Genomic DNA, 13,589 nt, shown 5'->3' with positions numbered 1-13,589 from the left:
ATTTTTATACTACGATAGTTTCAATCAATGTTATAAGACTATCCCCAAAAGGCATTAAATGCTTGTGCATAAGTCAATGGGTTATCTGAAGGAGGGAATCTTAATGATTCATGTATTGGTAAATGGAGCAAGTGGCAGAATGGGAAGTGAAGTCGTTCGTTCTATTCTGAGCGAAGATGACCTTGATGTATGCGGTGCAGTTGATCCGGGCGCAGCAGGACATGATTTAGGCGAAATTGTTGGTACGGGCGCAAACGGAATTAAAATTGTATCCTCGCTTCAAGAGGCATTTGCAGTTAATAAACCGGATGTTGTAGTCGATTTTACCAGCCCTAAGGTTATATTTGAGAACGCAAAGTTCGTGCTGGAAAATGGCGTTAATATCGTTATCGGGACTACAGGCCTGACCGCTGAACAGAGGGATATCCTTTCTGAAATTGCTGACAGGCATCATGCAAATGGTCTGGTCGCTCCTAATTTCTCTTTAGGAGCGGTTCTGCTGATGAAGTTATCTGCAGAAGTGGCAAAATATATGCCCAACGTGGAAATCATTGAACTGCATCATAACAAAAAATATGATGCACCATCAGGAACTGCAAAACTGACTGCAGAAAAAATTGCAGATGCAAGGGTTGAAGAACCTGAAGAAGATTTAACAAAGGAAAGCCTGCCCGGAGCAAGAGGCGGCAAGTATAAAGGAGTTACGATTCATTCTGTCCGCCTTCCAGGATATGTTGCTCATCAGGAAGTTCTTTTTGGAGGATATGGGGAACTTCTTACCTTGAGACACGATTCATTAGACAGAAAGTCTTTTATGCCTGGAGTTATGATGGCTTGCAGAAAGGTCATGACTACAGATGGTTTTGTTTACGGGCTTGAAAATTATTTAGAATAATGAGGTGCATTTTATGAATCGCTATCCAAGAATCGCAGTTTTAGGAGCCACTGGTGCCGTCGGACAGGAATTTATCCGGCTTTTTGAAGAAAGAAATTTCAAATTCAGCTCTCTGAAATTATTGGCATCTGCTCGTTCTGCCGGGAAGAAGATTTCTGTCTGCGGTAAAGAGTACGTTGTGGAAGAAGCAAAGCCGGAGTCTTTTGAAGATGTTGACATTGCACTTTTTGCCGGCGGAAACATCAGCAAGGTTTTGGCACCTGAAGCTGTAAAAAGAGGTGCAGTGGTTATTGATAATTCTTCCTCATTCAGAATGGATCCCGAAGTTCCTCTGGTAATTCCGGAAATAAACCCGGAAGACATACTTTGGAATAAGGGAATCATCGCAAATCCGAACTGCTCGACGATTATCATGCTTATGGCACTGAAACCGATTCATGACCTGTCCCGCATTAAGCGCATTGTTGTCAGCACATACCAGGCAGTTTCCGGTGCTGGCAAGGAAGGTATAGATGAGTTGTATAATGAAACGGCTGCTGTTGCCAAAGGTGAACACTATGAACCAACGATTCTTCCTTCTGCCAGTCTTCCGATCCATTATCAGATTGCTTATAACGTAATTCCGCAAATTGATATTTTCCTTGATAATGACTATACCAAGGAAGAGATGAAGATGGTCAATGAGACACATAAAATTCTTCATGACAATTCTATCGGAATTACTCCTACTGCCGTTCGAGTACCAGTTGTAAGAAGCCATGCAGAATCAATTTATATTGAGACGGAAGATGTTTTATCGATAGATGCTGTTAAAGAAGCAATCAAAAACTTCCCTGGCGTGGAACTGGTCGATGATATAAAGAACATGAAATATCCGATGCCGCTTGATACCTCTGATAAAACAGATGTAGCTGTCGGCCGTATCAGAAAAGACCTTGTATCACCAAATGGAATAAACTTATGGGTATCTGGCGACCAGATCCGCAAAGGTGCTGCATTAAATACTCTTCAGATTGCTGAATATATGATTGAACATGATGTTATTAAATAAAATTACTTTAAGTGTGTCATTTGACTAAAAGGATATTAAAACTAAGGAGTAAAAAATGGCTAATGCAAAATTTGGGCGTGTTATAACTGCAATGATCACACCATTTACCGCTGATGGTGAAGTCGATTATGAAGGTGCCGTGACACTTGCAAAACACTTGGTAGAACATGGCTCCGAAGGAATTCTGGTTGGTGGTACCACAGGTGAAGGGGCTACCATGACTGCCGATGAAAAGATTAAACTGTATACTGCAGTTGTCAATGCAGTAGGCCGCAACGCTTCCGGCAAAAAGGTTCCTGTTATGGGCAATCTTGGCGGAATCAGCACTACGGAATCAATCGCTTTTGCAAAGAAGGCTGTAGAAACAGGTATCGACAGCGGACTTGTCATTGTTCCATTCTATGTAAAACCCAACCAGCAGGGAATGTATGAACATTTTACTGCTATTGCCAAATCTGTTGATCTTCCGATTATCATTTATAATGTTCCGGGACGCACCGGTGTATCCATTCTTCCTGAAACAATCAAGAGAATTGTTGATGAATGCCCGAATGTCGTTGGTATTAAAGATGCAACTGGCAACTGGGATCAGGTTACAAAGGAAAAGACACTGCTTCCGGATGACTTCATGATTTACAGCGGGGATGATTCTTTTACACTCCCGATTCTTGCTGGAGGCGGAGTAGGCGTTATTTCCGTGGCAAGCCATGTTATTGGGGACGATCTCCTTGCGATGGTTAAAGCTTTTGAAGAAGGACGTTTACAGGATGCACTGCAGCTTCATATTAAGATGTATCCGATTATGAAAGGAATGTTCTTTGTTGCTAGTCCGATTCCAGTAAAAACTGCAGTTAATCTCATCGGACTTCCTGGCGGACATTTCAGGCTTCCAATTGCAGAACCATCTGACAGTGAACGTGAACATGTCAAAGAAATGCTCAACGACTATGGAATCTCCTGCTGAGTAAATTGAAATAAAAAAAGGCTGTGGCAAAACGATTACACATTTTGCCACAGCCTTTTTTATTTTTAGAATTTAATCTTGAGAAGACGGATGGAGTAAAGGACACAGATGATTGTTACACCGGTATCTGCAAATACTGCAAACCACATATTTGCATAACCCAGAAGGCCCATTACAAGTACAAGCACCTTAACTAAGATAGCAAAGGTAATATTTTCTTTTGCTGTACGTAGTACCTTTCTGGCAATCCTGACTGATTTTGGAATCGCTTCTACAGACGAATTAAGGAACACGAGGTCGGCAGCTTCTATTGCAGAATCAGAACCACTGCCCATAGCCGCACCTACATCGGATCCTGCAAGAACCGGGGCATCATTGATCCCGTCACCGACATATAAAACCGGTCCAAATTTTGCACGAAGAGTTTTCATGATTTCGAATTTATCAGTCGGTTTAAGCTGCGCATATACTTCGGAAATTCCTGCCTTATCTGCCATAAACTGGGAGGCTTCCTTGTTGTCTCCAGTCAGCATGACAGGGGTGATCCCTAACTTCTTGAGTTCTTTGATGCCCTCTTTTGCATCTTCTTTCAACTCATCAGATACAACAATCCTGCCTAAGAACTTATTGTTCTTTGCAATAAAGATTTCCGGCCCTGCGGTTTCTAAAGTACTAAACTTTGATGGAATATCAATTCCGGATGTTTCCAGTAAAAGATGATTTCCGACATAAACTTTATCACCTTTGATAGATGCGATGATTCCCGATCCGCTGATTTCCTGTATAGAATCTACCTGATCAAGCGGGTTTTCGTCCAGGTCGGCGGCAGTTACGATAGAGCGGGCTATCGGGTGTGTAGAATATGATTCTGCACTTGCAGCTAATGACAGTAATTCATTTCTGGAAATATCAGGTACTGTTAATACTTTTCTGACTTTAAAGGAGCCTTCTGTTACTGTTCCTGTTTTATCCAGTGCAGCGACTTTGGCCGTAGAAAGGCTTTCAATACTCGTTCCGCCTTTAAAAAGTATGCCTTCTCTTGAAGCAGCACCAATACCGGAAAAGAAGGAAAGCGGAATGGATATTACTATAGCGCAGGGGCAGCTGATAACCAGGAATGTCAGGGCTGTATAAATGTACGGGTACCAGGGATGATTGAATAATAATGGGGGAACAACGGCTGTTATTAATGCAATGACAACGACAATGGGAGTATAAACCTTGGAAAATCTGGTTATAAATTTATCCAGTTTAGGCTTATTGGCAACTGCATTTTCAACGGAATTCAGTATTTTGCTTACCATGGATTCTGACAGTATCTTTTGCACTTTCAGAACAACGGTTTCAGTCATGTTTATGCAGCCTGAATCCAATGAATCTCCCACACGAACAGTGACTGGAACAGATTCCCCGGTAATGGCGGACGTATCAATCTGGGAGTCTCCCTTGACCACGATGCCGTCAAGCGGTATACGGTCGCCGGGACGGATCAGGAGATAATCTCCGACTTTGGCATCCTCAGCAGGAATCTCAGTTACATTATTCTCAGAGGAAATCAAGTTTACCATCTGCGGTCTTAAATCGACGGCTTCCATAATCTGTTCACGGCTTTGATCGGTAGCAAGATCCATGAAGTATTCACCAATACGGTAGAAGAACATAACACCTACTGCTTCGGGGAACTCATGAATGGCGAAGGCGCCCAAAGTTGCTATTGACATCAAAAATGTTTCATCGAAAAATTCTCCGTGCAGGATATTTCTTACCGCATTAAGCAGTACTTCACCGCCAAGAATGATGTAAGAAATAACAAACAGAAGGTCAATGATTCCCTGAGTGACAGGCAGATTGATCAGGTTGTAATTCAGGAGCATTCCTGCTACGAAAATGATCCCGCCTATTCCAAGCTGTACTTTGTCCTGCTTGATCCAGTCAAGGATTCCGTGGGAACTATTCTCCTCAAGCTGGGCATGCTGTTCCTGGATCACTGTAGGAGACTCGATTTCGTTACATTTTTCCGTTAATTCAGGAATCAAGGAATCAGGATCTTCAGCTGTCAATTTAAGCGTCTTGGTAGCGTAAGAGATAGAAGCCGAAATAACATCAGGCTGCTTATTGATTAACTTCTCTAATTTGAGAGCACATGCAGCACAATCCAGTGTGGGCATTTCGTATGTCTTGGTCTTATAAGATGCTTTGCCAGCATTTGTGTGCCTGGTGATTTTTATATTTTCATCTACACTTGCGCACACTTTTTCTAACTGCGGGTAAATGATATCTTCAGGCGCCTTGGCAATCAGGTAGAGATCCTTATCTCTAAAACAAACGGCTGCATAAAGGACCAACGGAAGCTGACGGATCTTTCCTTCGATAATAGCGGCACATTCCATACAATCCAGGCCATTTAAGTGATATTCCAGCTTGGAAAGATTCTTGTCTAAAAGATCGCAATGACATTGATCCAGCTCTTTTCCGCAGTAATCGCACTCTTCATTTGTCATAGAAGGGCTGCCTTTGGAATTATAGGTATCCAGAGGCATGCTGCTGCTATGAAAATGTCCAAAAATACGTCTTTCATCTTTTACTATATCGGAAGAGCTTCTTTTAACACTTTCTGCATCCTCGGTATAGGGGCGCATTTCTTCAGCAGAGTGATTATGCATTTTGACATGAGGTGAATCCTTGGAATCTTTATCAGCATTAGGCAAGTGATTATTTTGGGATTTGAATTTGTGATTGTTTTTCTCTTTATTTTCAGTATCGCTCACTTTGGGCACCTCCACATATTTCTTTAAATTTATTCTAGCATTCAATGAATTTAGTTAAAAATTTCTGAGGAAAATACTTTAAAATTTCAAGTTGCTCTGCAGGAAATTGGAAATTGCATGCGGCAGGGGAAATAAAAAAGCGCAGGACGAATCCTGCGCTTTCAGGGTTGGAAGTACTAGGTTTTATTTAAATTCTTTAGGCTCTGCCATAATTGTCTTCTGGTGTGTAAATATGACATGCCCCGGTGTACTGTTAGGCATTTTTTTTACATACTTAATGTATGTATAATCGACGGCCGTTTTGCCGGAGTCTTTTCCCTTGCTGTAGAATGCGGCGATGGAGGCTGTTTTATTGATAGTATCTTCAGGGACTGTCTCTCCATTGGTGACTAAAACAACATGGGATCCAGGCAGATCCTTTACATGGAACCATAAATCAGTTTTTGACGCCTTATGAAAGGTAAGCGAATCATTCTGTGTGTCGTTGCGGCCAATGAGTACTTTGAAACCATCTATGGTCAGCTGTGTAAAATGATCCTCGTTAATTGAAACTTTCTTCTTGGATGGTACCTTATGCAGATTTCTTTTACCCGAAAATACATTCAATTCCTTCTGAACGGATAAAATGTCATCCTTCGTTTTGGCTTGTTCAAGGAAGTATTTCAATTCCTGGAGGTATTCCAATCGTTTTTCACATTCGTTTACTTTTTCCATACCTATCTTGAATCTTGTCTTCATTTTAGCGTATTTCTTGAAATAGATCTGGCTGTTCTGATTGATTGACAGCTGCGGATCGAGAGGGATGTCTATATCGGAAACAGGATCGCTGAAAAGATTCGGCACGGTCAGGGATTTTCTGCCATTTACTTTTTCGTTGGAATGAATTGACAGCAGGTTTCCCCATAATTTATACGTTTCGGTAAGATTGGTTTCCTCTAATTCAGAAGAAATTTTTTCTTTTTTACGTGTTTCTTTCTTTATCAGTGAATTTAGAAGTTTTCTGCATTCCTGTGAGGTGGAAGCAATCGTACTGTTGCTTTCCAGCATATAAGATTCCATCCACGATACAATATCCTTATCCTCATGAGGCCCGTTCAAAGATGTGAGAAGTATGGGGGATACAAGAGGCTTTCCGTTCACACGATATACATGCAGGGTGTCCGATTCTTTCAATTCTGAAATAATCGAAATCAGCTCATCCGCCAATTTTCTTATATTCTCTTCGCTCAAGCTGGAAGTTAATGTTGATTCCGTCAGACCCGAACGGTAAAGCAGTTCATCAAGAAGCGGCTTTGAAAACCCATTGAATGATGAAAAGAACCATTCTTTCAGAGGAACGGCAGTATTTTGTGAATATGTCAGAATGTTGATTAATTCTGTTTCAGAAAAATCCATGAAATTTAATCTGTTTGAATTTTCTGGCGGAGTATATTTTTCCCCTGGAATGATCCGGCGGTTTAATTTCTTCCCTTTTGAACAGGCATCGATAAGAATATCGTTTTCAGATAAGATCAGATTTGGCGTTGATGGAATTAATTCAAGATACAACGTCCTTGTAATAATTTCTCCGGCTGTTTCAATTCGATCTGCCGATATGGTAATCAGCCTGTCCATATCCAGTTGCTTGATGGATGAAATCCTGGCGCCTTCAAGATACTTTCTAAGGGTCATGCAGAATGTTTGTGATGCGATATACTGCAGGCGACGATTCTTAGATGAAATATAAAATATAGGCGGGGTATGAAGATTAATGATCAAATGCAGGGGAGAACTATTTGGACGAAATAGTTCCAGGTCGAATATTTTCTGATCTATCTGATGAATCTGACGTATTTGTGAGGAAATTAAAAGTTTATTCAATTCTTTCACATATAGATAAAGAGTACTACTATCGATTTGCATAATTTTCCTCCTCTATGTCAATCGTAATGAGTCGTCAAAACAAGTATATCATGGATGGAGAACCAGGATTGAAATTCATCAGTCATCCATAATTTCTTGCTTCTTAATATCCGATTTTCGAGAAATTCTCCCGGGCGTCTTTAAAACAGGCCAAAATAAGAGGAATATCGAGTTATCAGTCAATCAACAGGGATTTTAACCTTGATAATATTTCGCTAATAATGGTACAATTTTAACTGAGCACCAAAACTGGTTGAAAATATTTTAGAATATCCAGTTACTATATATTTGGAGGGCAGATTATGTATTTTACCAAATGGCAGGCTTGTGGAAACGATTTTGTGTTTGTCAACGCTGCTGAAAATCCTGATATAAAATCGATTTCTGATCATGCCAAATTGATATGTGACCGTCATTACGGAGTTGGTGCTGATGGTGTTATTTTTATTTTACCTTCAGAAACCGCTGATTTAAAAATGCGCATATTTAACAGCGATGGTTCGGAAGCAGAAATGTGCGGAAATGGTATACGGGCATTTGCAAAATGGGCTTTCGAACTGGGCTTGGTCAACGAAAAGAAAATATCTGTAGAAACCGGAGCGGGTATCTTATATCCTGAATTATTGGATGATGGAAATGTTCGCGTTGATATGGGCGTACCGCACTTATCAGCGAAGGAAATTCCTGTTCTTGGCTTCGGGGATGGGACGGTTGTAGATAAGCCGTTGATTAATGGCGGGACAGGCAAACATTATCAGGTTACCTGTGTATCTATGGGAAATCCGCACTGTGTTATCTTTGTTGATGATGTAAATGCGATCGACCTTCCGGGAGAAGGTCATCAATTGGAGATTGATGCACATTTTCCAAATAAAACCAATGTGGAATTCGTTCAAAAACTTTCCGAGAACCACTTAAGAATGCGGGTTTGGGAAAGAGGCACCGGAATTACTCTGGCATGCGGTACGGGGACTTGTGCAGCTGTCGTAGCAGCTATTTTGAATGGTTTTGCTGACAAGAACGCCGACGTAGATCTTGATGGAGGCAGTCTCCATATTGACTGGGCAGGAAGCAGCAAGGATCATGTGTATATGACGGGACCGGCAGTCAAAGTATTTGAAGGGGATATCAGCCTTTAATCCGGGCTGTTTAGTGGAGCATAGGAGGAAGATTGTATTATGAGAAGTATGACCGGCTTTGGCACAGGTACTGCTAAAAGTGATAATCTTCTAATTGTTACGGAAATAAAGTCTGTAAACAGCCGTTTTCTTGAAATTAATTTCAAAAGCGATTATTCGAATCAAAATAATCTGGAGAACATTTCACGGCAAGTCATCAAAGAGAATGCTTCACGTGGCAAGTTTAATGTCTATGTTTCCATTAAGGAAATTGAAAACCCTGATGGAAATTTGATTCATGTGGATGAGGATGTCCTTGGAAATTATATCAAGGTGTTATCGAAAGCTGCGCATAATAAAAAGCTGTCGAAGCGACCTCTTGATTTGTCTGATGTCTTACTGTTTAGGGATGAGTGGATTAAAACGGAGAAAAAAGAAGTTTCAGATGATGAAGTTTCTTCCCTTTTCAAAGAATCCATTGCAAAAGCTGTCCAGGAACTGGTCAGTATGAGAGAAACAGAAGGATGCAACTTAAGGGAAGACTTGATGGCAAGGATCGACTGGCTGCGCGGGAAGCATGATTATCTTGTGGCAAGGCAGGGCGATGTCATAAAGAGTTATGAAACCCGCTTAAGGAGCAGGATAGAAAAGATATTTGATGACCAGAATAAGGAAATTGATGAAAGGCGGATTTTGGAAGAGGTCGCCATTTTCGCTGATAAAACTGATTACACCGAGGAAGTTGTCAGATTCTCCAGCCACTTGGATCAGTTCCAGAAAATACTTAACGAAAGTAAGCCTGTCGGGAAAAAGCTCGACTTCCTCCTGCAGGAAATAAACCGGGAAGTCAATACAATGGGTTCAAAAACGAATGACAATGATATCATTGACTGTGTTATAATGATTAAGACAGAATTGGAAAAAATTCGAGAACAAGTACAAAATATTGAATAGGAGAGTTAAAAGTGAGTTTTTCTTTAATTAATATTGGATTTGGCAATATGGCAGCAGCTGCACGTGTTATGGCAATCATCAGCCCTGAATCTGCTCCGGTCAAAAGAATGATTCAGGATTCAAGAGATAAGGGCGAATTAATAGATGCAACTTATGGCAGAAAAACACGTGCCGTTTTGATTATGGACAGCGGTCAGATTATTTTATCAGCAGTACAGCCAGAAACGATTTCTCACAGACTTATGAATAAAGATACGGCGATCAGTGAAGGAATGGATGATAATTGATGGACATGTCAGGGAAAACCGATAAGGGTATTTTGCTTGTGGTTTCAGGTCCCAGCGGTGCAGGGAAGGGTACCATCTGCAGTGCAATTCGCGAGTTGTATCCAGATTTGCATTACTCTGTATCAATGACCACCAGGGAGCCTAGAAAAGGTGAAGTGGAAGGGGAAAGTTATTTCTTCAGAACCAAAGAACAGTTTGAACAACTGATCAAAGAAGATGCCTTTTTGGAGTATGCAAAAGTATATGATAATTACTATGGTACTCCCAAAAAGTATGTTTTGGATTTAATTGATAAAGGACAGTCTGTACTTCTTGAAATTGATATCCAGGGAGCAATGCAGGTAAAAAAGCGTTATCCTACCGGAGTATTCATCTATATTGTTCCACCTTCGCTGAATGTTTTATCAGGACGTCTCCATAACAGAGGAACAGATTCTGAAGAAGTGATTCAAAAGCGTCTGGCCCAAATAACAAGCGAGCTTGCAATGGCTCATCAGTATGATTATATTGTCGTTAATGATATTTTAGAGGACGCAGTTCATAAAACATCTGCTATTTTGGAGGCAGAGAAATGCAAACTCAGCCATAATGAGGGGCAGATTGAAACAATTTTCAAGCAATATATAAATAAGGAGGTACCTTTAAAATGATGTGTTATCCTTCAATCGACAGTCTTATTAAGAAAGTAGATTCCAAATATACGTTGGTCACTCTGGCGGCTCAGAGAGCCAGAGAACTTACTGACGGGCAGCCTGCATTGATTCCAGATGCAGCTGATAAAAAAACTGTTACGATCGCATTGGAAGAAATCTATAATTCAAAAATTACCTATTCATTCGGGAAATAATACAAGCAGGGTGGTAACGACTTCTATTCCTGAATTTTGATGGAAGGGCTAATAATGTTTAAAGATAAGCACATAGTTGTTGGTGTTTGCGGCGGCATAGCTGCCTATAAAGCAGCAGGGCTTGTAAGTCAGCTCAGGCAGAATGGAGCTGATGTTCATTGTATTTTAACAGAACATGCAGCGAAGCTGGTTACTCCGATTACCTTTGGAGAACTTTCCGGCAATGATGTTACTGTTGATATGTTCGCAAATATTAATAAATGGGATGTTGAGCACATCGCTCTTGCCCGTCTTGCAGATGTATTTGTAATTGCGCCTGCAACAGCTGATATCATTGGAAAGGTAGCCAATGGGATCGCTGATGACATGCTGTCTACTACGATTATGGCAACGAAGGCGAAAGTAGTATTTGTTCCTTCAATGAATACTAATATGTATGAGAATCCCATCGTCCAGTCTAATATACGCAAACTGGAATCTTTAGGATATATTTTTGTTGAACCGGAGTCCGGACATTTGGCGTGCAATGTTACGGGGAAAGGCCGCTTCCCGCAGCTGAATGTTATCATGGAACACATTTACAAGGCACTCTACAGCAAGCATTTGCTGAAGGGAAAGAAAATTGTTGTTTCTGCAGGCGGAACTCAGGAAGATATCGATCCCGTCCGGTACATAAGCAACCGCTCGAGCGGTAAAATGGGTTATTCCATTGCCAGAGCTGCTGCACTGGAAGATGCAGATGTTACCCTTGTAAGTTGTACACATGCTCTGCCAGAACCAGTCGGTGTTCATATGATTTATGTCCATGATGCCAGGGAACTGGAAAAGGCAGTTAATGCCCAGTATGACGACTGTGATGCACTTGTCATGGCTGCAGCTGTATCTGATTATCGTCCTGCCGTGCGGGCCGACAATAAAATAAAGAAAGAACAGCATGATCATCTCAATATAGAACTCACAGAGAATCCGGATATACTCTACGGATTAGGGCAAAAAAAGACGCATCAGTTCCTTGTAGGATTTGCGGCTGAAACCAGGGATGTCATTGAATACGGTAAAGCTAAATTGGCAAAGAAAAACCTGAACCTCCTTGTAGCTAATGATGTTGCGCAGCAGGGCGCAGGATTCAATGTTTCAACTAATATAGCAGCTCTTATCTATAAAGATGGCCATATTGAGCAATATCCGAAAATGACTAAAGATGATTTGGGACATATTATTATCGAGAAAATTGCCGAAGGCATAAATTGACGTTTACAATAAAGAGACCCTCCTTATAAAAGTGAGGGTCTCTTTTGATTATGTTATCTAATTGTTATTTTTAATCTATTGCTAAATAATGACATTCCCGTTATAATAGAAACATATGAAAATAACTCATCAAGAGCGGTAGAGGGAACTGGCCCGAGGAAGCCGCAGCAACCATTCTTTTTAGAACCGGTGCTAATTCCAACAGCAGCAGCTGACAGATGAGAGAACCATCTCTCCTTCTGCAGGAGAGTTTTTTTATTACCCAATTACCTTTATATTTAATCCTAAGGAGGGATTTTAATTGGCTAAGAAAGTATTATTTACTTCTGAATCTGTAACAGAGGGACATCCTGATAAAATTGCCGATCAGATTTCTGATGCAATTCTTGACGCAATCCTGGAACAGGACCCAAATGGCAGAGTTGCTTGCGAAACAACGGTTACAACAGGACAGGTACATGTCTTTGGTGAAATCACAACAACGGCCTATGTACCGATTCCTAAAATTATAAGAGATACGATTCGTGAAATCGGTTATACCGATGCACATTATGGCTTTGATGCTGATAGTGTCGGCATTAACGTTTCCATTGATGAACAGTCTCCGGATATCGCTATGGGCGTGGATAAATCTCTTGAAGCAAAAGAGTCCAAGGCTGACCAGTATGATATCGGTGCTGGTGATCAGGGAATGATGTTCGGCTATGCTTCCAATGAAACACCGGAATACCTTCCGATGCCTATCGCTCTGGCTCACAGACTTTCCCGCAGACTGGCAGAAGTCAGAAAAAATGGAGAACTTGCTTATCTGAGACCGGATGGCAAGACACAGGTTACTGTTGAATATGAAGACGGCAAGCCTGTACATATTGATACCATTGTAATCTCTGCACAGCATAATCCGGAAACTTCACTTGATCAGATCAAGAAAGATCTTATTGAACATGTAATCAAGGTTGTTATGCCGGCTGATTTTATTGATGACAGCACCAAGTACCTGATCAACCCGACCGGTCGTTTTGTTATAGGCGGACCTCAGGGGGATGCCGGTCTTACGGGCAGAAAGATTATTGTTGATACCTACGGCGGCATGGCGCGTCATGGCGGCGGATGCTTCTCTGGTAAAGATCCGACAAAGGTTGACCGTTCAGCTGCTTATGCGGCACGTTATGTTGCAAAAAATATTGTCGCAGCAGGGATTGCTGACAAATGCGAAATTGAATTGGCATACGCTATTGGCGTAGCTGAACCGGTATCCATTTTTGTTGACACTTTCGGAACCGGAAAAATCAGTGATGAAAGAATCATTGAACTCATCAGAAAGAATTTTGAATTAAGACCTGCCGGAATTATTGATATGCTGGATCTGAGACGCCCGATTTACAAGAAAACAGCAGCTTATGGACATTTTGGCAGAACTGATATTGATCTGACCTGGGAACACACCGATAAGGCAGACGTTCTTAGAAGAGAAGCTGGCTTATAATTAATATCAAGGGTTCTTGAAATATGATAAAATAGTGGTTACTCTTAAAGAGTAACCACTATTTTT

The 13,589-nt window shown here is 41.1% G+C and carries 12 protein-coding genes and 1 riboswitch; of the genes, 10 read left to right on the top strand and 2 right to left on the bottom strand.

Annotated features, from left to right (window positions below; translation table 11 throughout):
- Positions 1 to 103: 103 nt before the first annotated feature.
- Genes dapB through dapA form a run of 3 tightly spaced genes read left to right on the top strand, consistent with a single transcriptional unit; the run spans position 104 to position 2,910 of the window.
- On the top strand, positions 104 to 895 hold the full coding sequence (gene dapB / locus OIM03_06355) for a 4-hydroxy-tetrahydrodipicolinate reductase (protein HJI73897.1): 792 nt from the start codon (positions 104 to 106) through the stop codon (positions 893 to 895).
- A gap of 13 nt (positions 896 to 908) precedes the next feature.
- On the top strand, positions 909 to 1,946 hold the full coding sequence (locus OIM03_06350; protein HJI73896.1) for an aspartate-semialdehyde dehydrogenase: 1,038 nt from the start codon (positions 909 to 911) through the stop codon (positions 1,944 to 1,946).
- A gap of 55 nt (positions 1,947 to 2,001) precedes the next feature.
- Positions 2,002 to 2,910, top strand: a complete 909-nt coding sequence (dapA, locus tag OIM03_06345; GenBank protein HJI73895.1) for a 4-hydroxy-tetrahydrodipicolinate synthase — start codon at positions 2,002 to 2,004, stop codon at positions 2,908 to 2,910.
- Positions 2,911 to 2,975: 65 nt separating this feature from the next.
- Here the strand turns inward: dapA and OIM03_06340 are convergent, their stop codons facing one another.
- Both OIM03_06340 and OIM03_06335 read right to left on the bottom strand, forming a co-directional pair.
- Entirely contained in the window at positions 2,976 to 5,411 is a 2,436-nt protein-coding gene (locus OIM03_06340) for a heavy metal translocating P-type ATPase (GenBank protein ID HJI73894.1), read from the bottom strand.
- Between the two features lie 450 nt (positions 5,412 to 5,861).
- Positions 5,862 to 7,580: an NFACT family protein gene (locus tag OIM03_06335; GenBank protein HJI73893.1), complete on the bottom strand. Its 1,719-nt coding sequence runs from the start codon at positions 7,578 to 7,580 to the stop codon at positions 5,862 to 5,864.
- Between the two features lie 302 nt (positions 7,581 to 7,882).
- On the opposite strand from OIM03_06335, the gene dapF reads away from it, so the two are divergent.
- The 7 genes from dapF (at position 7,883) to metK (ending at position 13,523) form a co-directional block, all read left to right on the top strand.
- Positions 7,883 to 8,719 carry a diaminopimelate epimerase gene (gene dapF, locus OIM03_06330; GenBank protein ID HJI73892.1) on the top strand — a complete coding sequence of 279 codons (837 nt, stop codon included), beginning with the start codon at positions 7,883 to 7,885 and terminating at the stop codon, positions 8,717 to 8,719.
- A gap of 39 nt (positions 8,720 to 8,758) precedes the next feature.
- Complete coding sequence (locus OIM03_06325) at positions 8,759 to 9,652, top strand: YicC family protein (protein HJI73891.1); 894 nt, start codon at positions 8,759 to 8,761, stop codon at positions 9,650 to 9,652.
- Between the two features lie 11 nt (positions 9,653 to 9,663).
- Positions 9,664 to 9,939, top strand: a complete 276-nt coding sequence (locus OIM03_06320) for a DUF370 domain-containing protein (GenBank protein ID HJI73890.1) — start codon at positions 9,664 to 9,666, stop codon at positions 9,937 to 9,939.
- Entirely contained in the window at positions 9,939 to 10,589 is a 651-nt protein-coding gene (gene gmk / locus OIM03_06315; GenBank protein ID HJI73889.1) for a guanylate kinase, read from the top strand. Before OIM03_06320 ends, gmk begins: the two co-directional genes overlap by 1 nt.
- Positions 10,589 to 10,786, top strand: coding sequence for a DNA-directed RNA polymerase subunit omega (gene rpoZ, locus OIM03_06310; protein ID HJI73888.1), 198 nt, complete (start codon positions 10,589 to 10,591; stop codon positions 10,784 to 10,786). Before gmk ends, rpoZ begins: the two co-directional genes overlap by 1 nt.
- A gap of 51 nt (positions 10,787 to 10,837) precedes the next feature.
- On the top strand, positions 10,838 to 12,037 hold the full coding sequence (coaBC, locus tag OIM03_06305) for a bifunctional phosphopantothenoylcysteine decarboxylase/phosphopantothenate--cysteine ligase CoaBC (protein ID HJI73887.1): 1,200 nt from the start codon (positions 10,838 to 10,840) through the stop codon (positions 12,035 to 12,037).
- Between the two features lie 123 nt (positions 12,038 to 12,160).
- Positions 12,161 to 12,262, top strand: a riboswitch (SAM riboswitch).
- Between the two features lie 76 nt (positions 12,263 to 12,338).
- Positions 12,339 to 13,523 (top strand): methionine adenosyltransferase, encoded by a 1,185-nt coding sequence (gene metK / locus OIM03_06300; protein ID HJI73886.1) that lies wholly within the window; start codon positions 12,339 to 12,341, stop codon positions 13,521 to 13,523.
- The last annotated feature ends 66 nt before the right edge of the window (positions 13,524 to 13,589 follow it).

This window comes from Veillonellaceae bacterium, assembly GCA_025992895.1.
In the GTDB taxonomy this organism is placed as follows: Bacteria; Bacillota; Negativicutes; order Veillonellales; family Dialisteraceae; genus Dialister.
Note: the sequence above shows the minus strand (reverse complement) of the source record. Positions and strands in the feature narration are given on the sequence as shown.